The organism is Amphritea sp. (genome assembly GCF_050300915.1).
GTDB lineage: Bacteria > Pseudomonadota > Gammaproteobacteria > Pseudomonadales > Balneatricaceae > Amphritea.
On sequence record NZ_JBNKYN010000084.1, the window covers coordinates 1 to 19658 of the forward strand.

At 51.9% G+C, this 19658-nt stretch carries 24 protein-coding genes; 15 read left to right on the plus strand and 9 right to left on the minus strand.

What is annotated here, in order from left to right; all coding sequences use genetic code 11:
• The 3 genes from ACQY8X_RS17540 to ACQY8X_RS17550 form a co-directional block, all read left to right on the plus strand.
• A partial coding sequence (locus ACQY8X_RS17540) for a hypothetical protein (RefSeq protein WP_428036431.1) occupies nucleotides 1-299 on the plus strand: 299 nt, incomplete at its 5' end.
• Between the two features lie 139 nt (nucleotides 300-438).
• Complete coding sequence (locus ACQY8X_RS17545) at nucleotides 439-825, plus strand: VOC family protein (RefSeq protein WP_428036432.1); 387 nt, start codon at nucleotides 439-441, stop codon at nucleotides 823-825.
• Between the two features lie 54 nt (nucleotides 826-879).
• Nucleotides 880-1377: a hypothetical protein gene (locus tag ACQY8X_RS17550; protein ID WP_428036433.1), complete on the plus strand. Its 498-nt coding sequence runs from the start codon at nucleotides 880-882 to the stop codon at nucleotides 1375-1377.
• Between the two features lie 64 nt (nucleotides 1378-1441).
• Here ACQY8X_RS17550 and ACQY8X_RS17555 read toward each other — a convergent pair whose 3' ends face one another.
• Nucleotides 1442-2512 carry a DUF3549 family protein gene (locus ACQY8X_RS17555; protein ID WP_428036434.1) on the minus strand — a complete coding sequence of 357 codons (1071 nt, stop codon included), beginning with the start codon at nucleotides 2510-2512 and terminating at the stop codon, nucleotides 1442-1444.
• Nucleotides 2513-2852: 340 nt separating this feature from the next.
• On the opposite strand from ACQY8X_RS17555, the gene ACQY8X_RS17560 reads away from it, so the two are divergent.
• The 4 genes from ACQY8X_RS17560 to ACQY8X_RS17575 are packed head-to-tail and all read left to right on the plus strand — an operon-like array spanning nucleotide 2853 to nucleotide 5118.
• Complete coding sequence (locus tag ACQY8X_RS17560; protein ID WP_428036453.1) at nucleotides 2853-3554, plus strand: DUF1538 family protein; 702 nt, start codon at nucleotides 2853-2855, stop codon at nucleotides 3552-3554.
• Nucleotides 3554-4360 (plus strand): DUF1538 domain-containing protein, encoded by an 807-nt coding sequence (locus ACQY8X_RS17565; RefSeq protein WP_428036435.1) that lies wholly within the window; start codon nucleotides 3554-3556, stop codon nucleotides 4358-4360. The genes ACQY8X_RS17560 and ACQY8X_RS17565 overlap by 1 nt, the downstream gene beginning before the upstream one ends.
• A 9-nt stretch (nucleotides 4361-4369) precedes the next feature.
• Nucleotides 4370-4720, plus strand: a complete 351-nt coding sequence (locus ACQY8X_RS17570; protein WP_428036436.1) for a P-II family nitrogen regulator — start codon at nucleotides 4370-4372, stop codon at nucleotides 4718-4720.
• Nucleotides 4717-5118 carry a CBS domain-containing protein gene (locus tag ACQY8X_RS17575; protein ID WP_428036437.1) on the plus strand — a complete coding sequence of 134 codons (402 nt, stop codon included), beginning with the start codon at nucleotides 4717-4719 and terminating at the stop codon, nucleotides 5116-5118. The genes ACQY8X_RS17570 and ACQY8X_RS17575 overlap by 4 nt, the downstream gene beginning before the upstream one ends.
• 60 nt (nucleotides 5119-5178) lie before the next feature.
• Here the strand turns inward: ACQY8X_RS17575 and ACQY8X_RS17580 are convergent, their stop codons facing one another.
• Together ACQY8X_RS17580 and ACQY8X_RS17585 are read right to left on the minus strand one after the other, a co-directional pair.
• The gene (locus tag ACQY8X_RS17580) at nucleotides 5179-5505 is read right to left on the minus strand and encodes a YqcC family protein (RefSeq protein ID WP_428036438.1); all 327 of its coding nucleotides are present in this window, start codon (nucleotides 5503-5505) and stop codon (nucleotides 5179-5181) included.
• Nucleotides 5505-6857 carry a class II 3-deoxy-7-phosphoheptulonate synthase gene (locus tag ACQY8X_RS17585; RefSeq protein WP_428036439.1) on the minus strand — a complete coding sequence of 451 codons (1353 nt, stop codon included), beginning with the start codon at nucleotides 6855-6857 and terminating at the stop codon, nucleotides 5505-5507. Before ACQY8X_RS17585 ends, ACQY8X_RS17580 begins: the two co-directional genes overlap by 1 nt.
• Nucleotides 6858-7067: 210 nt before the next feature.
• Between ACQY8X_RS17585 and ACQY8X_RS17590 the strand changes: the two genes are divergently transcribed.
• Nucleotides 7068-7451 carry a carboxymuconolactone decarboxylase family protein gene (locus ACQY8X_RS17590; RefSeq protein WP_428036440.1) on the plus strand — a complete coding sequence of 128 codons (384 nt, stop codon included), beginning with the start codon at nucleotides 7068-7070 and terminating at the stop codon, nucleotides 7449-7451.
• On the opposite strand, the gene ACQY8X_RS17595 is transcribed toward ACQY8X_RS17590, so the two are convergent.
• The 4 genes from ACQY8X_RS17595 to ACQY8X_RS17610 all read right to left on the minus strand — a co-directional run bounded on the left by ACQY8X_RS17595 (nucleotide 7448) and on the right by ACQY8X_RS17610 (nucleotide 11098).
• On the minus strand, nucleotides 7448-7897 hold the full coding sequence (locus tag ACQY8X_RS17595; RefSeq protein WP_428036441.1) for a DUF6942 family protein: 450 nt from the start codon (nucleotides 7895-7897) through the stop codon (nucleotides 7448-7450). The two genes, ACQY8X_RS17590 and ACQY8X_RS17595, sit on opposite strands and share 4 nt — an antisense overlap.
• Complete coding sequence (locus ACQY8X_RS17600; RefSeq protein WP_428036442.1) at nucleotides 7897-8811, minus strand: LysR family transcriptional regulator; 915 nt, start codon at nucleotides 8809-8811, stop codon at nucleotides 7897-7899. The genes ACQY8X_RS17595 and ACQY8X_RS17600 overlap by 1 nt, the downstream gene beginning before the upstream one ends.
• 145 nt (nucleotides 8812-8956) lie before the next feature.
• A complete protein-coding gene (argF, locus tag ACQY8X_RS17605; RefSeq protein WP_428036443.1) occupies nucleotides 8957-9871 on the minus strand; it encodes an ornithine carbamoyltransferase in 915 nt (304 codons plus the stop codon).
• A 42-nt stretch (nucleotides 9872-9913) separates the two neighbouring features.
• Nucleotides 9914-11098 (minus strand): aspartate aminotransferase family protein, encoded by a 1185-nt coding sequence (locus ACQY8X_RS17610; protein WP_428036444.1) that lies wholly within the window; start codon nucleotides 11096-11098, stop codon nucleotides 9914-9916.
• 314 nt (nucleotides 11099-11412) lie between these two features.
• Between ACQY8X_RS17610 and grxD the strand changes: the two genes are divergently transcribed.
• Nucleotides 11413-11748: a Grx4 family monothiol glutaredoxin gene (grxD, locus tag ACQY8X_RS17615; RefSeq protein WP_428036445.1), complete on the plus strand. Its 336-nt coding sequence runs from the start codon at nucleotides 11413-11415 to the stop codon at nucleotides 11746-11748.
• Between the two features lie 244 nt (nucleotides 11749-11992).
• The gene (locus ACQY8X_RS17620) at nucleotides 11993-12595 is read left to right on the plus strand and encodes a peroxiredoxin (protein ID WP_428036446.1); all 603 of its coding nucleotides are present in this window, start codon (nucleotides 11993-11995) and stop codon (nucleotides 12593-12595) included.
• A gap of 191 nt (nucleotides 12596-12786) precedes the next feature.
• On the opposite strand, the gene rnt is transcribed toward ACQY8X_RS17620, so the two are convergent.
• On the minus strand, nucleotides 12787-13407 hold the full coding sequence (gene rnt, locus ACQY8X_RS17625) for a ribonuclease T (RefSeq protein ID WP_428036454.1): 621 nt from the start codon (nucleotides 13405-13407) through the stop codon (nucleotides 12787-12789).
• Nucleotides 13408-13642: 235 nt separating this feature from the next.
• Here rnt and ACQY8X_RS17630 point away from each other — a divergent pair, with 235 nt between their 5' ends.
• From ACQY8X_RS17630 to ACQY8X_RS17640, 3 genes are all read left to right on the plus strand, one after another.
• A complete protein-coding gene (locus ACQY8X_RS17630) occupies nucleotides 13643-14491 on the plus strand; it encodes a flagellar protein MotY (protein ID WP_428036447.1) in 849 nt (282 codons plus the stop codon).
• Nucleotides 14492-14635: 144 nt separating this feature from the next.
• Nucleotides 14636-15862, plus strand: coding sequence for an argininosuccinate synthase (locus ACQY8X_RS17635; protein ID WP_428036448.1), 1227 nt, complete (start codon nucleotides 14636-14638; stop codon nucleotides 15860-15862).
• Nucleotides 15863-15984: 122 nt separating this feature from the next.
• Nucleotides 15985-17574, plus strand: a complete 1590-nt coding sequence (locus tag ACQY8X_RS17640; protein WP_428036449.1) for a tetratricopeptide repeat protein — start codon at nucleotides 15985-15987, stop codon at nucleotides 17572-17574.
• Nucleotides 17575-17633: 59 nt separating this feature from the next.
• Here ACQY8X_RS17640 and ACQY8X_RS17645 read toward each other — a convergent pair whose 3' ends face one another.
• A complete protein-coding gene (locus ACQY8X_RS17645) occupies nucleotides 17634-17996 on the minus strand; it encodes a hypothetical protein (protein ID WP_428036450.1) in 363 nt (120 codons plus the stop codon).
• Nucleotides 17997-18278: 282 nt separating this feature from the next.
• On the opposite strand from ACQY8X_RS17645, the gene ACQY8X_RS17650 reads away from it, so the two are divergent.
• Nucleotides 18279-19316: a hydroxymethylglutaryl-CoA reductase gene (locus tag ACQY8X_RS17650; protein ID WP_428036451.1), complete on the plus strand. Its 1038-nt coding sequence runs from the start codon at nucleotides 18279-18281 to the stop codon at nucleotides 19314-19316.
• A partial coding sequence (locus ACQY8X_RS17655; RefSeq protein ID WP_428036452.1) for an alpha-hydroxy-acid oxidizing protein occupies nucleotides 19316-19658 on the plus strand: 343 nt, incomplete at its 3' end. The genes ACQY8X_RS17650 and ACQY8X_RS17655, both read left to right, overlap by 1 nt.

Genomic DNA, 19658 nt, shown 5'->3' on the forward strand with positions numbered 1-19658 from the left:
ACATGGAAACAGTCAGAGAGATCGTGGCAACCATCCTCTTCGTTATGGGTATTGTATTACTCGTATCTGTTGGGATTGACTCGTTTAGCTGGTTTGCACTGGTTGCGGCGGTTATCTGCCTGTATCTGGCTTTTTTAATATGGCCCAGTCAGGTGCGTGGTCAACGGCAGCCAGGTCATCCATTGCTTGATATTCTGGAATTTATTATAGAACTTCCGTTTGATGTTTTTGTCTGGTTATTCAGAGGGTTGAAGACTCTGTTTCAGGGTAAGAATGGCGGTATTGATATCGATCTCTGACAAGTAGCAGGGATTGGTGTATCAGCCTGCGCCCTGAATGTGATGCTACACTCTCTGACTCAGCGCTATGCTGTGAATAGTGTACGGTTAATCAAACACATTCAATCTCCCTATATCTTATAAAAAAGGAATTACTGTTATGTTCAGCCATATAATGCTTGGTGCAAATGATATTGAAAAATCCAGGGGTTTTTATGATGCGATACTCGGTGTGCTTGGTCATAATCCGGGGGTGTTTGATGATAAAGGCCGCTGTTTTTACCTCAGTGACCGTGGCGTTTTTGCCTTAACCAAACCGATCAATGGTGAAGTGGCAACCCACGGTAACGGTATGACTATCGGCTTCGTTGCCAGCTCGCCTGAGTTAGTTGATGCCTGGCACGCAGCAGGCGTGGCCGCAGGAGGCCAGACCTGCGAAGAGCCTCCCGGTGTCAGAAGCAGTGGCGGAAGGAAGCTGTATCTGGCTTATCTGCGAGATCCGTCCGGTAATAAGATCTGCGCAACGCATTATATGTCGGTGGTTTAAGCCGTGCTTGTCTTCCCTGAATAGCACTGTTTGTTGCGCTGAAGTCCCGGTTATATGAACTGCTATTGGCTTGCAGTCGTGTTCAGCTTAGCTGCGCTGGGTGTTGTTCCCGCTTCTGCCGGATCTGTAGAACAGGCCCGGGTGGATGTTGCTCAGGAGGCAGAAGCTCAGACGAGAGCGGTTTGGCCGAGCCGGGTCAGGTTTGTTAACTCATCGACCCATAACGTCTATGGGCACTATCGCGCTGGCAATGACAAAGGTACGGTGGGGGTTCTTACCGCGGGCAGTAGTATTGTCCTGGATGCAGTTTCGTTTTCCCCAGAGGTCGCGTTCAGGGTTGAGTTTCGTTGTGATAAGGCGGACCAGTTTAGCTGTGCTGATGGCGGGGTGGATCTCACCGGTGTATACCCTCATGGCGATGATGGCAGTGTGACGACGGTGTTTACTTTCGTGAGAATGGGAGAGATCAGATTAAGCTTTGAGGTTTCCGGTGCAGATGGCGACCCTGCTGCTTATCGGGAGATCGTGATTGGTAATATCAGCCGTCAATGAAAAGCAGACAGCGCGTTTAGCAGTACGCTCCGGGGTTGCCCACAGGAGCGTATCTGCCGGTTTTTTACAGGAAACCATCGCCAAACATGCCGCCAATCGCCCGGCTAAGGGCTTCGCTGCGGTCTGGCGCGCGGAACTGCTGAAGTGTCAGTGCCCGCAGGGTGGGGATAAACATCAGGTCGGCCATGACCCGGTTAAAGCACGCCTGACCGGCATCGTTGACCGCCAGGGTTTCGAGAAACTGCTTTAACAACTCAGGGTATTGCAGGCTGGCCCAGCAGCGGCTGGCCAGGGCTGCAATGACTTCGGCCTGGGTGCCATAAGGGCTCTGTAATACCCGGGTCAGCACCGCGATTTTCTGCTCATCTTCAGGGCATTGAGAGATAGCCCGCAGCAGTGCGCCGATCTGGTTGGCCGAAACCTTTCCTTCGCTAACGCTATTATCCAGCCGCTGGCGGATCGCTTCGCTGAGTGGATCACTGGGCTGAATATGTTCGATAAAGGTACAGCAGGCCTCCAGAGGAATATCCGGCAACTGGCTGAATATCTGCGCCAGTTTGTCTTCATTGTTGCCCTGCTGATGGCGAATCACATAGTCGGCGATGCCCTGATAACCCAGACTGTCCCAGTGACTCAGATCGGCTTTGCCATGAAAATACTGTTTTGCCCCATCATAAAAGCTGGATGCGGGCTGTCGGGTTGTCAGGGTGGCGGTGGCGTGGAATGCTGCCATCTTCTCCTGATCCGGGGTAAAGCTGAAGGGATTATCCTTCAGGGCATCGCGGTATTCGGTGGCATCGGTTGGCTGGTCTAACGGGCCTTTACCCATACTATTCGTCAGGTTCTGTAACAGTCGGTTAAGAAAATCATCCCGCGCTGCCTGTACCAGAAAGCCCTGCTCATCTAATGGCAGTTTGAGAAACCAGACAACATTCTCGTTGGCCTGCTTAGGGTTCCACATCAGAATGGCGATCCAGGCCTGATGCAGAAAGGGTTTGGGGTAGGGGATCTGTCCCAGCTCGACTTTACGGAAAGTGTCAGGAGAAAGCTTACTGATGCAGCGGCCCATATCAAAAATGCGAAATTGTGCTTCAGTTTGCCGGATAAAATCGGTCAGTGTTTCAAAATGTGCCATCTGGGTGCCTGATTAAGTAACAACGGCGGCTATTTTAGCAGTGCGGGAGAGCCAGATACAGCGGCTGATGACCCCTGGTTGTGACGCTATCACCGATAGATGTTTTTCAGCGTTTTCGTTCTGCGTTGCGCATAGCTGGCAGGAAGCCGGAAACGATAACCAGATTGGGCGCTAAATCGCTGTAGCTTAACGGCTATTTTTTATATTATCAGTTAAACGTGAAGTGTATGACGTTATCTTATCGGGTTGTGTTCTGGGCAGCGCTCTGAGTTATACCGATAGGATATGTCTGCTAAAGGGAGCTCAATTGAGTAACGTGTTTATTGCCCTCGGCCGTTCTATGGCAGGAAGTTTAAGAGACCTTCTGCCGATTGTGCTGGTGATCGCTTTTTTTCAGCTGTTGGTGTTGCAGCAACCGGTGCCCGATCTGCTGGGGCTGCTTACCGGCTTGCTGTGTGTCGTGGCGGGGCTGACCTTCTTTATCTATGGTCTGGAGATGGGCCTGTTTCCGATCGGTCAGGTACTGGCTAACGCCTTCGCCCGTAAAGGGAGTCTGTTCTGGCTGCTGCTGTTTTCATTCTCGTTGGGGTTCGGTACCACCGTGGCGGAACCTGCACTGATCGCTGTGGCGGCCGAAGCTGCCAGTGTTGCCGCTGAGGGGGGGCTGATTGAGTCGAGCGATTCGGCCAAGTCCAGTTATGCTTCTGGATTACGCTATACCGTGGCCTTTTCTGTCGGTCTGGCGATTGTGGTGGGGGTTATCCGGATTCTGAAAGGCTGGCCAATTCACTATATGATCGCGATCGGCTATGTGCTGGTCATTATTATGACTGGCTTTGCCCCCCGTGAAATTATCGGCATTGCTTATGATTCTGGTGGGGTGACCACCTCGACGATTACGGTGCCTCTGGTGACTGCGTTAGGCGTTGGTCTGGCGTCTGCAATTGAGGGCCGGAACCCGATGATTGATGGTTTTGGTCTGATCGCTTTTGCCTCTCTGACACCGATGATTTTCGTTATGGCTTATGGCATGGTGATCTGATGGAAACCCTGTCTCAGTTGCTGGCTATTCTGTTGTCGACGATCAAAGATGTGATCCCCATTATTGCTATTATCTTTGGCTTTCAGTTATTGGTGATACGTCGTCCCATCCCTCATTTAAAACGGGTTTTATTTGGCTTTGCCTATGTGATTGTGGGTCTGGCGTTGTTTCTACTCGGGCTGGATAAAGCGTTGTTTCCCATCGGGGAGCTGATGGCGCAGCAGCTCACCAATCCGGAGTTTATTCGTGGCAGTGTTGGGGCATCCGGGGAGGCCCTGCACTGGTCTGATTATTACTGGGTGTACATTTTTGCTTTTGCCATCGGCGCCAGTACGACCATTGCCGAACCTTCGCTGATCGCGGTGGCGATCAAGGCCAATGAGGTATCGGGTGGTGCCATCGGCGTGTGGGGGCTGCGGCTTGCAGTCGCCCTGGGAGTTGCTATCGGTATCAGCCTGGGAACCTGGCGGATTGTCACCGGTTATCCGATCCACTGGTTTATTATCAGCGGTTATATCTTTGTTGTTATTCAGACCTTCTTTGCCCCCAAGCTGATTGTGCCACTGGCCTATGACTCCGGTGGTGTGACTACCTCAACGGTGACGGTACCGCTGGTGGCGGCGCTGGGGCTGGGATTGGCCAGTACCGTGCCAGGCCGCAGCGCACTGATTGATGGTTTTGGTTTGATAGCCTTTGCCAGCCTGTTTCCGATGATAACGGTGATGGGTTATGCGCAGATTACAGATGTTGTGGCCCGTCGTGACAGACGCCGTCGACAACGTGAAGAGATGGTTAAACAGGAGTAGGACGGGACTATGCACTTCAAACTGTTATTAGTATTTGTTGAAGATTCCAAAACCGACCAGGTGATGAAGGCTGCCCGTGAGGCTGGTGCGACTGGTGCCACCGTGATTAATAACGCCCGTGGGGAGGGGGTGACTAAGACCAAGACTTTTTTTGGTCTGTCGCTGGAAACTCAGCGTGATGTGGTGTTGTTTATTGTTGAGGAACATCTGAGCCGGAAAATTCTGGAAACCATTGCGGAAGTCGCTGATTTTGATGATAAACCCGGACAGGGAATCGCGATTCAGCTGGATGTGGAAGATGCTGTGGGGGTTGCCCACCAGATTCAAACCCTGACAAATGTCGTCGAGGATGAGATATGAGAGAGCGGAAAGTAGTTCGGGTGCGGGATGTGATGACCAATCATTTTGCGATGGTCGATGGGCTGATCACGATTAAAGCTGCGCTGGAGATCTATAAGGAAAAGCAGGTGACGGCTCTGCTGGTGAATAAGCGCCACGACGATGATGAGTACGGTATTCTGCTGCTTTCGGATATTGCCAAGAAGGTGTTGGCGCAGGATCGTGCACCGGAGCGGATCAATGTCTACGAGGTGATGACTAAGCCGGTTGTGGGTGTCGATCCGCAGATGGATGTACGCTACTGCGCCCGGTTGTTTGACAACTTTGGTCTGTCGATGGCACCGGTGCTGAGTAATGGTGAAGTGATGGGCGTGGTTGGATATAACCAGATCGTTCTGGATGGTCTGCTGACCGATTGAGTTTGATGTAAAGAATGCTGCTGGCGTCGTGCGCTTAGCCTGATCGACCGCTGTAAACGCTCAGTGTGGGGTTGTGAGAAGCTGGTCGAGTTCGGCAAAATAGTCGATCAGCTTACTGCTTTTAATACCGCTGGCGACGACGGCTTCCGCAGCCATTGGCATCATCTCACTGCTCTGGGGGAGTGGCAGTTTCTGGGCTATCATCTGGCGGAAGCGCGGCACCATGATCCATTGCACCCACTGCCAGAAGCTCAGGGTGTCGATGCAGAATGGTTGCAGGCTTTGCAGTGCTGAATCGGCGGGAGGCGTGGCGGACCAGAGTGACCAGGCCCGCATCTCCGCTTCAATTTTGCCTAACAGCTGCTCCAGCTCTGCATAGTGCTGCATTAACGCTGCCGCGCCTGCTTCAGGGTATCGGCGATCAGGAACGCCAGTTCCAGCGCCTGATCAGCGTTGAGACGAGGATCGCAGTGGGTGTGATAACGATCAGCCAGGCCCTCTTCAGTGATCTGGAACGCGCCGCCGACACACTCGGTAACGTTCTGGCCAGTCATCTCAAAATGGACCCCCCCGGCGTAACTGCCTTCGGCGCGATGTACTTCAAAGAAGCCCTTCATCTCTTGCAGAATGCTGTTAACACTGCGGGTTTTATAGCCGCTGCTGGCTTTGATGGTGTTGCCATGCATCGGGTCTGAACTCCAGACAACCTCGCGCCCCTCCGCTTTCACTTTGCGTACCAGTGCCGGCAGAATCTCGGTGATATTCTCAGCACCCATACGGCTGATCAGGGTTAGCCGGCCAGGCTGATTAGTTGGATTGAGTGCGTCGATCAGTCTGATCAGCTCATCCGGCTGCATGCTCGGCCCGACTTTGACGCCGACCGGATTTTCAACCCCCCGGAGGAACTCGATATGTGCACCGTCCAGTTGCCGGGTGCGGTCACCGATCCAGAGCATATGCGCGGAGCAGTCATACCAGCGATTGGTCAGGCTGTCCTGGCGGGTGAGTGCCTGTTCGTAGTTCAGCAGCAACGCTTCATGGGAGGTGTAAACGGTGGTTTCCCTCAGTTGCGGGACACTGTCGCTGCTGATACCGCAGGCTTCCATAAATGCCAGAGAATCGTCGATCTGATTAGCCAGATGCTGATACTTCTCGCCTAATGGGCTCTGCTGAACGAAGCCTAGGTTCCACTGATGAACCTTATGCAGATCGGCAAAACCACCCTGCGCGAAGGCGCGCATCAGGTTAAGGGTGGATGTCGCCTGATGGTAGGCACGGATAAGCCGTTGCGGATCCGGCTCGCGGGATGCTGCATTAAAGGCGATATCGTTGATGATATCACCACGGTAACTGGGTAGCTCGACGCCATCGATCACTTCGGTGCCAGCGGAACGGGGTTTGGCATACTGACCGGCGATGCGGGCAACCTTAACCACCGGGCAACTGCCCGCGAAGGTCATCACCACTGCCATCTGCAGCAACACCTTAAAGGTATCGCGGATATTGGTGGCACTGAACTCGGCAAAACTTTCAGCACAGTCGCCACCTTGCAGCAGGAAGGCTTTTCCTGCGGTCACGTCAGCCAGCTGTTGGTGCAGAGAGCGCACTTCACCGGCAAACACCAGTGGTGGCATCTTTGCCAGTTCTGCTTCTACCTGACGGACCGCAACGCTATCCGGATATTCAGGTTGCTGAAGAATAGGGTTATTTTTCCAGCTGTCTAGAGACCAGTTTTCCATCAATACATACCGCTTTGAAAGGAGGCTATTTTAAGTGCGTCTATAAAAAGAGGCATAGTTTAACGTTGTTCGCCGTTTCAGGTAAGGCCTGAGGATTGAATTAGCGCTTATTCTGAGTTCTGAGTAAGATAACCCTGCCATATTATTTAAACGTGCCGATCGTTGGATCGCTCAGCCATATAAACAAGAATAACAGGGTCGATTGAGAGTATGTCAGAAGAGGATAAGCTGAACGGCTTGAAAGTGCGCACCGAGGTGATGGGCGAATCATTTGTTGCCCGGGCGCAGGCGAATACCACTGAACTCACTGCACCGTTGCAGGAATGGATCAATGAGCATGCCTGGGGTTCCACCTGGCAGCGACAGGGGCTGCCGCGTTCAACCCGCAGTCTGGTAACGATTGCGATGCTGGCGGCACTGAAAGCACCCGCAGAGTTGAAAGGCCATGTTCGTGGGGCGCTCAATAACGGTTGCACGCCGCAGGAGATTCAGGAGGTATTGCTGCACTCTGTTGTGTATTGTGGCGCTCCGGCGGCGCAGGAAGCGTTTCGGGCTGCCCAGGAGGTGCTGGATGAGTGGCAGGGTGACGTTTAGCGGTTGGATCTGAAGGCCTGAATAAGCGGTCTTAGCTGCGCTATCAACTGGTTGGGAAACTGTCGGTAATCCGGGTAGGGGGTGAGAATAATATTATCGCGCCGGAACACCCTGCCGCATTCATCCAGAGGTGTGAAACTCTGCAGATCTAACCCTAGTCGTTGCCAGCTGGCTTTGCCCGCAACAATATGTAACTTATGACCGGGCAGTAGCTGGTCGCCGAAACTGATAGCTTCATCTTGACGTAACAGTTGCTGGTCGCGGTAACTGCGCCATGTTTGTTCAGATGACTGTAGTTTTGCCAGAATAATCAGAATTTTGCGCCAGTGATTACCGTTTAATTCACACAGTCTGGCGTAATCCAGAGGCTTGTCTGTATCGATTTTGGGTGGTGTCGGCAGATAGAGCAGAGTCGATGCGCTTTCAGTATTTCCCAGCACATTCATCAGGCTGATTTGATACCGCTGAGGTTACGGAAGGTGATCTCTTTAGCGGTATTGAGAAAATCCACCATAAAGTCAGAGTCTTTCTGATCTTCGCGAATAGCGGCATAAAGGGTGCACCAGACCCCTTTTTCGCCCAGGGGGCGGGAGGTGATATATTCCTGTTCGATATACTGGTGGATCGCCCAGTTGGGCAGTGCAGATACCCCGCGACCACTGGCGACCAGTTGCATAATCATCACCGTCAGTTCTGAGGTGCGAACCTCATCGGGCTCAATCCCGGCAGGGTCAAGGAAGTGTTTGAAAACATCCAGACGGTGTTGTTCAACCGGGTAGGTGATCAGGGTTTGATGTTCCAGGTCCTGCGGTTGAATGACTCTGCGGGCAACTAACTGATGCTGTTTGCTTATCGCTAATACGGATTCATAGGTGAACAGAGGGATATAGGCGATGCCGGTGCGAACTTCGGGATCGGCGGTGATCACCAGATCGATATCCCCACGAGCCAGTGCGGGCAGCGGCTGAAAACTGAAGCCGGTGGTCAGATCCATCTCCACTTCCGGCCAGTTCTGGCGAAAATGATCGATAGTGGGCATCAGCCAGTCAAAACAGCTGTGGCACTCGATACAGATATTCAGTCGTCCTGCCTCGCCGCCTGCCAGTCGGGCGATATCCCGTTCGGCACTACGGATCATCGGTAACACGTCATCGGCCAGGGTTAGGATGCGCTGGCCAGCACTGGTAAAACAGATCGGCTTGGTTTTGCGAATAAACAGTGAGCAGTCGAGGCGGTCTTCTAAGTCCTTGATCTGATGAGACAGTGCCGATTGAGTCAGATGGATACGCTCGGCAGCTTCAACCAGACTGCCAGCATCTCTGAGCGCAGAAAGAGTTTTCAGGTGTCGAAGTTCGATCATGCTGGCATGCCTCAATTTTTATTCTGTGAACCAGAGTATAGTATGAATCTGACTCATGCGGCATCTTTCGATGAGATAAGGCCCGCATGGCTGCGGGCCTGGAGGAAACGCTGCGTATTCTGACTGCAGTCGATTTAGTCGGGGCTCAGGCGCCTGGCTTCACCAGCAGAAACTCCAGCAGGGCTTTCTGCGCGTGCAAACGGTTCTCAGCTTCGTCAAATACCACTGAGCGGGGATCGTCCATCATCTCGGCGCTAACCTCTTCGCCCCGGTGTGCTGGCAGACAGTGCATAAACAGTGCATCCGGGTTTGCCAGATCCATCAGTTCAGGGGTGACCTGATAGCCTTTGAACTCCCGTTCACGCTGCTTCTGCTCATCTTCCTGGCCCATTGAGGCCCAGACATCAGTGACTACCAGGTCGCTGCCATTCACCGCTTCTTCGGGTGTCCGGAAGATGGTGACCCGATCGCTGTTGGCTGCAACCAGTTGCGGATTTGGATCAAACCCTTCAGGGCAGGCAATCTGCAATTTAAAGTCAAACTGGCGAGCAGCATTAATATAGGAGTTGCACATATTGTTGCCATCGCCGATCCAGCTAACGGTTTTGCCTTTAATATCGCCGCGGTGTTCAAGAAAGGTTTGCATGTCAGCCAGCAGCTGACAGGGATGATAATCATCGGTCAGGGCGTTGATCACTGGCACCCGGGAGTGGGCGGCAAAGGTTTCAACTATGTCGTGTTCAAAGGTGCGGATCATCACTACATCACACATGCTGGAGATCACTTTGGCGCTGTCTTCAATAGGCTCGCCACGACCCAGCTGGGTATCTCGCGACGAGAGGAACAGGGCATGTCCCCCCAGATGTGCCATACCGGCCTCAAATGAGACCCGGGTGCGGGTCGATGATTTTTCAAAGATCATCGCCATCACCTGGTTTGACAGGGGTTCGTAAATTTCGCCATTGTTGCGGATCTGTTTGAGTTCTATCGCACGTCGAATCAGCTTGTTCAGCTCGTCGGGTGTCAGATCCAGCAGTGTCAGAAAGTGTCTTGTTGTCATAGTTAAGAAGGCCTGTAAATTCAGGCCTTAGCTCAGGTTTAGTTATTCGTCAGCCATATAGACTTTTATAATGCGGGATACGGTGTTTACCAACAGCTCGGCTTCGACATCGCTCATAATCAGCGGTGGCAACATCCGTACGACTTTACCGCCGCCGGTTACATTCAGGAGGACACCCTTAACCTTGGAGAGCACCGCCAGTTCTGTACCCGCTTCTGTCAGTTCGATGGCCAGCATCAGGCCTTTGTTACGAATCTCTTTAACATAGGAGGCATCACCGATCTGAGCGCGAAAGCCAGCGGCAATCTTATTGCCCAGTTCTGCTGCGCGTTGATCCAGCTTCTCTTCAGTAATGGTATTGACCACCGCCAGCGCAGCGGCACAACAGAGCGGGTTACCCCCATAGGTTGAACCGTGATTACCAGGGCCAAAAACGTTAGCCGCTTTGCCACTGGCCAGACAGGCACCAATCGGTACGCCATTTCCCAGGCCTTTTGCGGTGGTGACCACGTCGGGTAAAATGCCATTTTGCTGATAAGCGAAATAGGTGCCTGTGCGGCCGTTACCGGTTTGCACCTCATCCAGCATCAGCAGCATATCATGAGCATCGCAGATATCTCTCAGCTGATTCAGATAATCATCTGCCGGAATAATAATGCCACCTTCGCCCTGAATGGGCTCGACAAGAATCGCTACCACATCAGCGTTGTTAGCGATAATATTTTTCACCGCAGCAACATCGTTATAGGGGGCACGGACAAAACCGCCGACCAGGGGTTCGAAGCCTGCCTGCGCCGAACGGTTACCAGTGGCACTCAGGGTCGCCATGGTACGGCCATGGAACGAACCTTCCATGACAATAATGGTGGGTTTTTCGATCCCCTTGGTGTGGCCAAATTTGCGCGCTATTTTAATAGCGGCTTCATTCGCTTCTGCACCTGAGTTACCGAAAAAAACGTTTTCCATCCCGGATATCTGGGTCAGACGCTCTGCCAGACGTTCCTGATTGCTGATGGTATACAGGTTGGAAGTGTGGATCAGTTGACTGGCCTGCTCGCTGATAGCCGTGGTGACGGCAGGGTGAGCATGGCCAAGACCGCATACAGCAATACCGCTGAGAGCATCCAGATATTTGTTGCCATCTGTATCAAACAGCCAGCAGCCTTGCCCGTGGTCAAATGCAACGGAAAGGCGCGAGTAAGTATTCATAACGGGCTGTGTAGACATCTAAGTCCCTCTGTTAGTCCCTCTATGTAACGCAAAACGGCAGCGATAATCAGGCTGCCGAACGGAAAACCAGCCATTCTATGTACTTGCCGGACAATAAGCAAGATGACATACAGAACTTGAGATTGAGTAGTGCAATCCCCATATAGTTTCGAATGCAGTTTTTATGATCAGCGTTTATGATAGCAGGGCATATCCCGGCTGATTATTTTCCAGCTATACCCGAGTAAACTAATCGGGTTTGTGCTAGGATTTCTTCATCAATTAAGATTAACGCCAGAGATCTGGCGGCCAGTTAAAGCATAGGTAGATTTATGAGCGTTATAGACACGATTAAAGAGCAGATTGAATCCAACGATATCCTCTTATATATGAAGGGTACACCACGTTTTCCTCAGTGCGGGTTCTCTTCCCGTGCATCTGAAGCGATCATGTCCTGCGGTGCCCGTTTTGCCTTTGTCAATATTCTGGAGAGTCCTGAAATTCGGGCGGAGTTGCCTAAATATGCTAACTGGCCAACTTTTCCGCAACTGTGGATCAAGGGTGAACTGATTGGTGGTTGTGACATTATCGCGGAGATGGCTGCCAACGGTGAGCTGAAAGAGCTGATCGATTCAGTTGTCGCCGCCGATGATTCTGCGCAAGGCTGATGTAGCAGTTGTATGCTGCTAGGTTGCTCCTGCCACAGCTGTCGGAAAGAGCGCTCTGTCGTCATACAGCATTAGCAAATGATAGATAAAGTTTGATAGGCATAGTTTATCGGTTGCATAGTTGTCTTTAATTAGTGTTATAAAGCGACTGCAACTAAGCTATCAACACTTGTTTTTATACGGTGTGTAAATCGTATTGTTTGCACAATCGTTTAACGCTTTACTTAATAATGGAGATAAAGAAATGGGCGTATTAGTAGGTAAGCAGGCTCCTGATTTTACTACAGCAGCGGTACTGGGTAACGGTGATATCGTTGACTCTTTCACGCTGTCTGAAGCAATCAAAGGTAAGAAGGCTGTAGTATTCTTCTACCCGCTGGACTTCACATTTGTTTGTCCATCTGAGCTGCTGGCATTCGATCACCGTATTGAAGAGTTCGCAAAGCGTAACGTTGAAGTGATCGGTGTTTCTATCGATTCTCACTTCTCTCACAACGCATGGCGTAACACCCCTGTCGATCAGGGTGGTATTGGTCCGGTTAAGTACACACTGGTTGCCGATATGACTCACAGCATCTGTAAAGATTACGATGTTGAGTCTGAAGGTGGTATGGCTTACCGTGGTTCTTTCCTGATCGACGAAGATGGTCTGGTACGTCACCAGGTTGTTAACGATCTGCCACTGGGTCGTAACGTTGACGAAATGCTGCGTATGGTTGATGCTCTGGCATTCCACCAGACTCACGGCGAAGTATGTCCAGCAGGCTGGACTGAAGGCGACAAGGGTATGGACGCGTCTCCTGCAGGCGTAGCGGCATACCTGAGTGAGAACGCTGACAAGCTGTAATTCTATTAACGCGCAGCGTTGATAGAGCAGCTGCCAGACGTATCGCTGCGCGATACTTACTAGTAGCTGGAATAAAAAAAAACCGCCATCAGGCGGTTTTTTTTATTCTGAAACTGAGCTGCAGATAAACGCTCTTTTAGCTTTTTCTAGCAAGCGACGCAGTCGCGTCTAACAACTAGTCACTGCTTTGCTCATTCGTAACGATGTTCCATCATCTGCCAGCCGCCCAGATCCTTCCAGCGATTCACGATGGTGCAGAACAGTTCGGCTGTTTTCATCGTATCGTAGAGTGCGGAGTGGGCCTGCTTGCCATCAAAATCGATATCCGCCAGATCACAGGATTTCGCCAGCACAGTATGGCCAAAGGCCAGACCTGCCAGGGTGGCGGTGTCGAAGGTTGAGAAGGGGTGAAACGGGTTGCGTTTAATATCACAGCGCTCAGCGGCAGCGGTGACAAAACCATGATCAAATGACGCATTATGACCCACCAGAATAGCCCGTTTACAGTGGTGGGACTTAACCGCCTTACGGATCGGTTTGAAGATCTTTTCCAGTGCTTCCTCTTCAGGTATTGCACCGCGCAATGGGTTGAACGGATCGATGCCGGTGAAATCGAGCGCGGCTTTCTCAAGGTTCGCGCCAGCAAAGGGTTCTACGTTAAACTCATAACTCTGATCAATTAGCAGGTTGCCATCATCGTCCATGGTTAGCGTTACTGCTGCAATCTCCAGCAGGGCATCGGTCTGCGCATTAAAGCCGGCGGTTTCCACGTCGATTACAACGGGTAGGTAGCCCCTGAAACGGTTGGACATCGGGTGCTGGTACTGAGCGCTTCTATTCAATGCATATCCTTAATGGCCACTTCAGTAGCCAAGCTTTGGTAATTACCTGAGGCTAAGTGTAAAGAGTTGATCTGGATTACACAAATAACTCTGCAGTGTGCTGTTGGGTGGATGGCCGCGTGTTAGAATCTAAAGGTTTTAAAGCATGTGCCGATAAAGGAGTGGCAAATTAGTCCCTTACTTTTCTGTTGGATTCCGGTTGTTTATGCGTATTGCCGTAGTGTTGTTTTTATCCGTCTGTTCTCTTCCGGTGTTCGCGGTAGGCTATTCTGCATCTCTCGAACAGTCACGATGGGAGTTGGAAGCTTCTAAGTTCAGCTGCCGCTTGTCACAGAAGATCCCTCTGTTTGGCGAGGGGGAGTTTAATCAGGAAGCGGGCGAGACGGTTCGCTTTACATTGAAACCTCTGCAGGGGCATGGTCTGAAGGGAGAGGTGCAGATTATGGAGGCTGCTTCGCCCTGGCAGCCGGGTATCGGCACTCGCGAGATCGGCGAGGTTAAGTTTTCTACCGACGGGACTATCGCGGTACCGACCAGCTATTCCCAGCAGATGCTGGCGAGTCTGTTCCGTGGCCGCATGCCGACATTTTTAGCCCAGAACTGGGCGGAAACCGGTGAGTCGGTGCGCATCGGTCTGTCTGCCGCTAACTTTCCGCCCGCGTATCAGGCCTATGCGGATTGTATTTCGGATCTGTTGCCGGTGAACTACCGCCAGATCGCCCGAACCGCGGTGCTGTTTCCGTCGGCGCAGTGGCAGTTGTCTGACTCCACCAAAGCGCGTCTCGATCTGATAGCGATCTATGTTAACAATGATGACTCGGTAAAATCTGTATTTGTGGATGGTCACTCTGATGCTCAGGGGCGGCGACTGGCTAACCGGGATCTGTCGAAGAAGCGGGCGGAAGCGGTTACCGCCTATCTGGAACAAAAGGGCGTTAGCCCGGATCGTATCACCACCCGTTATCATGGCGAGCGTTACCCGGTAGCGCAGGGAAACGACCGCCAGACCCGCGAGCGCAGCCGGCGGGTAACTATCCGTTTAGACCGAAATTGATAACGTTTGCCATCAGCTGACTGCGAGCAGTTGCCCCCTGTTTCTCTGGCGTAATCGTGCTACAATTACGCCCTTTCCTATTTTGGGTATCCGCTAGAGACTATAGTGCTCTCTACGGGCTGATTTTGCGTTTGGAGCCTCTCTATGTCCGACATTAAAAAGGTTGTGCTGGCCTATTCCGGCGGCCTTGATACATCTGTAATCGTGCGTTGGTTACAGGAAACTTATAATTGTGAAGTGGTAACCTTTACGGCTGACCTGGGTCAGGGGGAAGAGGTTGAACCGGCTCGCGCCAAAGCTGAAGCGCTGGGCGTGAAAGAGATCTACATTGAAGATCTGCGCGAAGAGTTTGTCCGCGACTTCGTTTTTCCGATGTTCCGCGCCAATACTATCTATGAGGGTGAGTACCTGCTGGGTACCTCGATTGCCCGTCCGCTGATTGCCAAACGACTGATCGAAATCGCTAACGAAACCGGTGCGGATGCAATTTCACACGGTGCCACGGGTAAAGGTAACGACCAGGTGCGTTTCGAGTTGGGCGCTTATGCGCTGAAGCCGGGCGTAAAAGTGATTGCACCCTGGCGTGAGTGGGATCTGACCTCCCGCGAAACCCTGATGAACTATTGTAAAGAACACAATATCCCGGTTGATTTCTCCAGCAATAAGAAGAAGTCTCCGTACTCTATGGATGCTAACCTGCTGCACATCTCCTATGAGGGTGACATTCTGGAAGATCCATGGGCTGAGGCTGAAGCGGATATGTGGCGCTGGTCTGTTTCCCCTGAGGAAGCACCGGATCAGCCAACTTATCTGGAACTGACTTACGAGAAGGGCGATATCGTTGCCATCGATGGTAAGCCAATGAGCCCTGCTACCGTACTTGAGTACCTGAACAAGGTCGGCGGTGAAAATGGTGTGGGTCGTCTGGATATTGTTGAAAACCGTTTTGTCGGTATGAAGTCCCGTGGCTGCTATGAAACCCCGGGGGGCACTATCATGATGCGTGCGCACCGGGCGATCGAGTCGATCACTCTGGATCGTGAAGTTGCACATATGAAAGATGAGCTGATGCCGCGTTACGCTAAGACTATCTACAATGGTTTCTGGTGGTCAGAAGAGCGTAAGATGATGCAACAGATGATTGACTTCTCCCAGCGGAATGTGAACGGAGATGTTCGTCTGAAGCTTTATAAAGGCAATGTTATTGTTGTTGGCCGTCGCTCAGAAAACAGTCTTTTCGACCAGAGTATCGCGACGTTTGAAGACGATGCTGGCTCTTACGATCAGAAAGATGCCGCTGGCTTTATTAAGCTGAATGCGCTGCGTATGCGTATCGCTGCCAGCAAAGGCCGCGATCTGCTCAACGGCTGATTCTGATATGTCTGGAAAAGCCCTGATATGTACCCATATCGGGGCTTTTTTGTCTTTGGGGAGCTTTGATAATTATCTGATTTATATGATACTTTGATAAATTCCATTCTGATGTAGAGCCTATGGAAATCAGCTACTCGGATAAAAAAGTTCTGATTGTTGATAACCGCCTGGACGATCTTGCTGAGCTCAAGATGATCCTGGGGAGCATGGGTGTGGCTGACATTCAGGTCGCTTCGTCGGTCAATATGGCGTTGGTGCTGCTGCGTGAGAACCATTACGACATCTGTTTTGTGGTGTTTGATCTTGGCAAAGGCCATAAAAATGGTCTGCAGCTGATTCAGGAAGCAAGTGCTGAAGGGATTCGCCAGTTCTCCACTATTTTTACTCTGATTGTCGATCCGGAACGCTCCAGACTGTTGTTTGGTTCCCTTGATAGCTCCCCAGACACCTATATCTCTAAGCCGTATTCTGAGCCGAAGGTGCGTTTTCGCCTGGAAAAAATTATGCGGGTTAAGCTGGTCATGCGGCCGCTGGATGAGTTGCTGGACCAGGGACGGATGGCAGAAGCGCTGCAGATGTGTGACCAGCTGACTAGCAGCTATCCTGCGCTGAAACTCTATATTCATCGGCTACGGGGGATTATTCTGCTGGAAGAGGGGCGTTATCTACAGGCGGAACGGTTGTTTGACTCCATCGTGACGCAGCGTGTTCAGCCCTGGGCTCAGGTTGGTCAGGGGGTAGCACTGTGTCATCTTGGGGATTATCTGAATGCCCGGCAAATTTTGCAGCAGGTGATCGACGAGTCCTATTTCTGTGTTGAAGCGTATACATGGCTGGCGCGTACCTATCGTGCGCTGGGGGAGCGGGGTGAGGCGATCGGCTTGCTGCGCAAAGCGGTGATGCTACAGCCTACGGTGCCCGAGCTATTGGGGGCTCTGGGGAGTCTGGCGGCTCAGAATCAGGAGTGGAATGTGGCGGTGGAGGCCTACGGCAGTGCAATTCTGCACGCCCGGCAAAGCTGTTTTCAGTCTGATGATTATTATTTTAGTTTGGTATCGGCCTTCCTGGCCCGGGATCACTTTGACCGGGATATTGAACAGCACGCTATTCGCACACTGGAAGATGCGGTACTGGCATTCCCGGGGGAGCCGATCGTGCAGTTTAAATCCCGTCTGATGGCGGCTCAGGTTTACCGTCGGGCCGGGGTTCAGGATCGGGCTAACCTGGCTGCGCGCAATGCCTTTGATCTGTTCTGTGAGCTGGAATTGACTGAAAAAGCTGAATGGGTAGAGCCATTCCTGGAGGGGATGGAAGGCACCTCAGCTGAGGCTGATGCGCAGGCGATGAAGCAGCATGTTAACCGTGACAGCGCAGCGCTGGAATGGGGTAAACTGAATATTCAGGGGATGCTTTCCTATCGCAAAAAGGACTATCAGAAAGCGCTGGGCTTTTTTGTCCGTGCCGATAGTATTCTGCCAAATAACCCTAGTCTGACTCTGAACCTGGTTCAGGCTGCTCTGGAACAGGCCCGTCATCCGGGAGAGCAGCGGGCAGAGTTGCTGCTACAAAGTGATAATGCACTCTACAGCATCAATTATGGCTCGCTGAGCCTGCGGCAGCAGAAGCGCTATTTGTCGCTATCAGATCGCTGTGCGGATATGATGAGAGCCCTGGCAGAGAGTAAACGCGAGGCGGAAGAGAAGATCTGATTTATCCCTCCGCGCACTTGGTGCCTTCAGATTGGCCCGCTTAATGATCTCTCCTGCGCCTAGAATAAAATAGTGTCATCATCACCGAGGATGGAGTTATCCATAGAGGAGCTATTCATATCACCTGTCTGATAGGCGGAACGAGCCAGCTTACGGGTCAGCAGTTTCTGTTGGGCCGCTTCCGGTAGATCGGTGAACAGAATGGTCTGCTTGGAGATTAGCAGGTCGATCAGATCCTCAATAATACGGCTGACCTCAGTGTCAGTCTTATCCAGCAGCTCCTGAGGGCTGTCAGCTTCACTGTTGCTGGAGAGGAAGTGGATAACTTCAGGATCGGCAATATCTGCAACCGTTGAGTTCTCAGTCGGCTGTGCGGATAGTGAAGTTATCTGTCCCTGTTCATCTCTGATTGCATAGAGCATAAGCCTGAGTTCCACTGCTGTTTGAAATTAGTTTTGGCTAAGCGTTTGGCTTAGTATTCGGCCAAGTATGTAGGGCAATATTCAGGCGGGTCAAGCCTGCACTGGCAATTTGGGCACAAATATGCAGCTGATCTGCGTCACCACTCAGCACCCTGCCTATGGCACTTTGATTGCATAATGGGAAGTGGCTATATAAAATCCCCACACTAAACGAGCTTCCTGAAGGGTTGCAGTGCAGATCATCATGGTCGCGGCAGCCCTTTTTTATTGTACCGAGAGACTATGAAATCCCATAAAGTCCAGCAAGCACCGATTCCGATGCGTACCGTCGGACCGATTAAAATCAGCGGGCATATCCTGAACGAAAAAGTATCTGTGCCTCTGGCTACCTATGAGACGCCACTCTGGCCCTCCGTCGGTCGTGGTGCACGCATCTCTGTTCTTACTGATGAGGGGATTAAAACCACGGTTGTGGATGAGCGCATGAGTCGCTCGATTCTGCTGGAGGCGGATGACGCCCTGGAGGCGCTTAAAGCGCTGGAATCGATCAAATCCCGTAAAGATGATCTGAATCAGATTGTCGCCACTACCAGTCGGTTTGCCAGGCTGATCGATATGAACAGTCAGATTGTCGCCAACCTGATCTATCTGCGTCTGGAGTTCACCACCGGCGATGCTTCAGGGCACAATATGGTGACCAATGCCGCTGATAAGCTGATCCCCTGGATTCTGAGTGAATACCCGCAGCTGCGTTACTCGTCGATCTCGGCCAACTACTGCTCTGATAAGAAAGCCACGGCGGTGAACGGTATTCTGGGCCGGGGTAAGTATGTGGTCAGCGAGATTCTGATCCCCCGGGAGCTGTGTGAGCGGCGCCTGAAGACCACCCCGGAAAAAATAGTTGATCTGAATATCAAGAAAAACCTGATAGGTACTATGGTCGCCGGGGGGTTACGCAGTGCCAATGCCCATTACGCAAATATGTTGCTGGCCTTTTATCTGGCCACGGGACAGGATGCTGCCAATATTATCGAAGGGTCTCAGGGAATTGTGCATGCCGAAGTGCGTAATGGTGATCTGTATTTCTCCTGTACTTTGCCGAATCTGATTGTTGGTAGTGTGGGGAACGGTAAAGGGATCGATTTTGTTGAGCAGAATCTGGCGGCTCTGGGATGTAAAGAGCCGCGCCAGCCTGGCGAAAATGCCCGGCGGCTGGCGGCTATCTGTGCGGCAACGGTGTTGTGCGGCGAATTGTCGCTGATGGCGGCACAAACTAATCCTGGCGAGTTGATGGAATCTCATCTGAAAATGGAACGCTGATGTCTGATCAGACCAACGACCGAAAAATTGAGCACATCCGGGCGATTGAGAACGATCCGCTGACTGATCGCGATGGCCGCTGTTTTGATCAGATCCGGCTGTGTCATCGGGGTTTGCCTGAGCTGTCATTGGAGCAGATCGATACGTCGGTTGAGTTTCTCGGTAAAAAGCTGAGTTTTCCGCTGCTGATCTCCTCGATGACTGGTGGCGATCACACCCTGATTAAAACGATTAATCGCAATCTGGCTGAGGCCGCTGAACGCACCGGTGTTGCCCTGGCAGTGGGGTCTCAGCGGGTAATGTTTACCCAGCCTTCGGCCCGGGAAAGCTTTGATCTGCGTC

Bases quoted from the DNA above. Each gene is read 5' to 3' on its own strand.
- ACQY8X_RS17580 (WP_428036438.1), bottom strand. From the start codon at position 5,505: ATGCAGCACTATGCAGAGCTGGAGCAGCTGTTAGGCAAAATTGAAGCG.
- ACQY8X_RS17610 (WP_428036444.1), bottom strand. From the start codon at position 11,098: ATGTCTACACAGCCCGTTATGAATACTTACTCGCGCCTTTCCGTTGCA.
- ACQY8X_RS17620 (WP_428036446.1), top strand. From the start codon at position 11,993: ATGGGCGTATTAGTAGGTAAGCAGGCTCCTGATTTTACTACAGCAGCG.
- ACQY8X_RS17595 (WP_428036441.1), bottom strand. From the start codon at position 7,897: ATGAATGTGCTGGGAAATACTGAAAGCGCATCGACTCTGCTCTATCTG.
- ACQY8X_RS17570 (WP_428036436.1), top strand. From the start codon at position 4,370: ATGCACTTCAAACTGTTATTAGTATTTGTTGAAGATTCCAAAACCGAC.
- ACQY8X_RS17575 (WP_428036437.1), top strand. From the start codon at position 4,717: ATGAGAGAGCGGAAAGTAGTTCGGGTGCGGGATGTGATGACCAATCAT.
- ACQY8X_RS17600 (WP_428036442.1), bottom strand. From the start codon at position 8,811: ATGATCGAACTTCGACACCTGAAAACTCTTTCTGCGCTCAGAGATGCT.
- grxD (WP_428036445.1), top strand. From the start codon at position 11,413: ATGAGCGTTATAGACACGATTAAAGAGCAGATTGAATCCAACGATATC.
- rnt (WP_428036454.1), bottom strand. From the start codon at position 13,407: ATGTCCAACCGTTTCAGGGGCTACCTACCCGTTGTAATCGACGTGGAA.
- ACQY8X_RS17630 (WP_428036447.1), top strand. From the start codon at position 13,643: ATGCGTATTGCCGTAGTGTTGTTTTTATCCGTCTGTTCTCTTCCGGTG.
- ACQY8X_RS17645 (WP_428036450.1), bottom strand. From the start codon at position 17,996: ATGCTCTATGCAATCAGAGATGAACAGGGACAGATAACTTCACTATCC.
- ACQY8X_RS17635 (WP_428036448.1), top strand. From the start codon at position 14,636: ATGTCCGACATTAAAAAGGTTGTGCTGGCCTATTCCGGCGGCCTTGAT.
- ACQY8X_RS17560 (WP_428036453.1), top strand. From the start codon at position 2,853: ATGGCAGGAAGTTTAAGAGACCTTCTGCCGATTGTGCTGGTGATCGCT.
- ACQY8X_RS17555 (WP_428036434.1), bottom strand. From the start codon at position 2,512: ATGGCACATTTTGAAACACTGACCGATTTTATCCGGCAAACTGAAGCA.
- argF (WP_428036443.1), bottom strand. From the start codon at position 9,871: ATGACAACAAGACACTTTCTGACACTGCTGGATCTGACACCCGACGAG.
- ACQY8X_RS17640 (WP_428036449.1), top strand. From the start codon at position 15,985: ATGGAAATCAGCTACTCGGATAAAAAAGTTCTGATTGTTGATAACCGC.
- ACQY8X_RS17550 (WP_428036433.1), top strand. From the start codon at position 880: ATGAACTGCTATTGGCTTGCAGTCGTGTTCAGCTTAGCTGCGCTGGGT.
- ACQY8X_RS17590 (WP_428036440.1), top strand. From the start codon at position 7,068: ATGTCAGAAGAGGATAAGCTGAACGGCTTGAAAGTGCGCACCGAGGTG.
- ACQY8X_RS17585 (WP_428036439.1), bottom strand. From the start codon at position 6,857: ATGGAAAACTGGTCTCTAGACAGCTGGAAAAATAACCCTATTCTTCAG.
- ACQY8X_RS17565 (WP_428036435.1), top strand. From the start codon at position 3,554: ATGGAAACCCTGTCTCAGTTGCTGGCTATTCTGTTGTCGACGATCAAA.
- ACQY8X_RS17545 (WP_428036432.1), top strand. From the start codon at position 439: ATGTTCAGCCATATAATGCTTGGTGCAAATGATATTGAAAAATCCAGG.
- ACQY8X_RS17650 (WP_428036451.1), top strand. From the start codon at position 18,279: ATGAAATCCCATAAAGTCCAGCAAGCACCGATTCCGATGCGTACCGTC.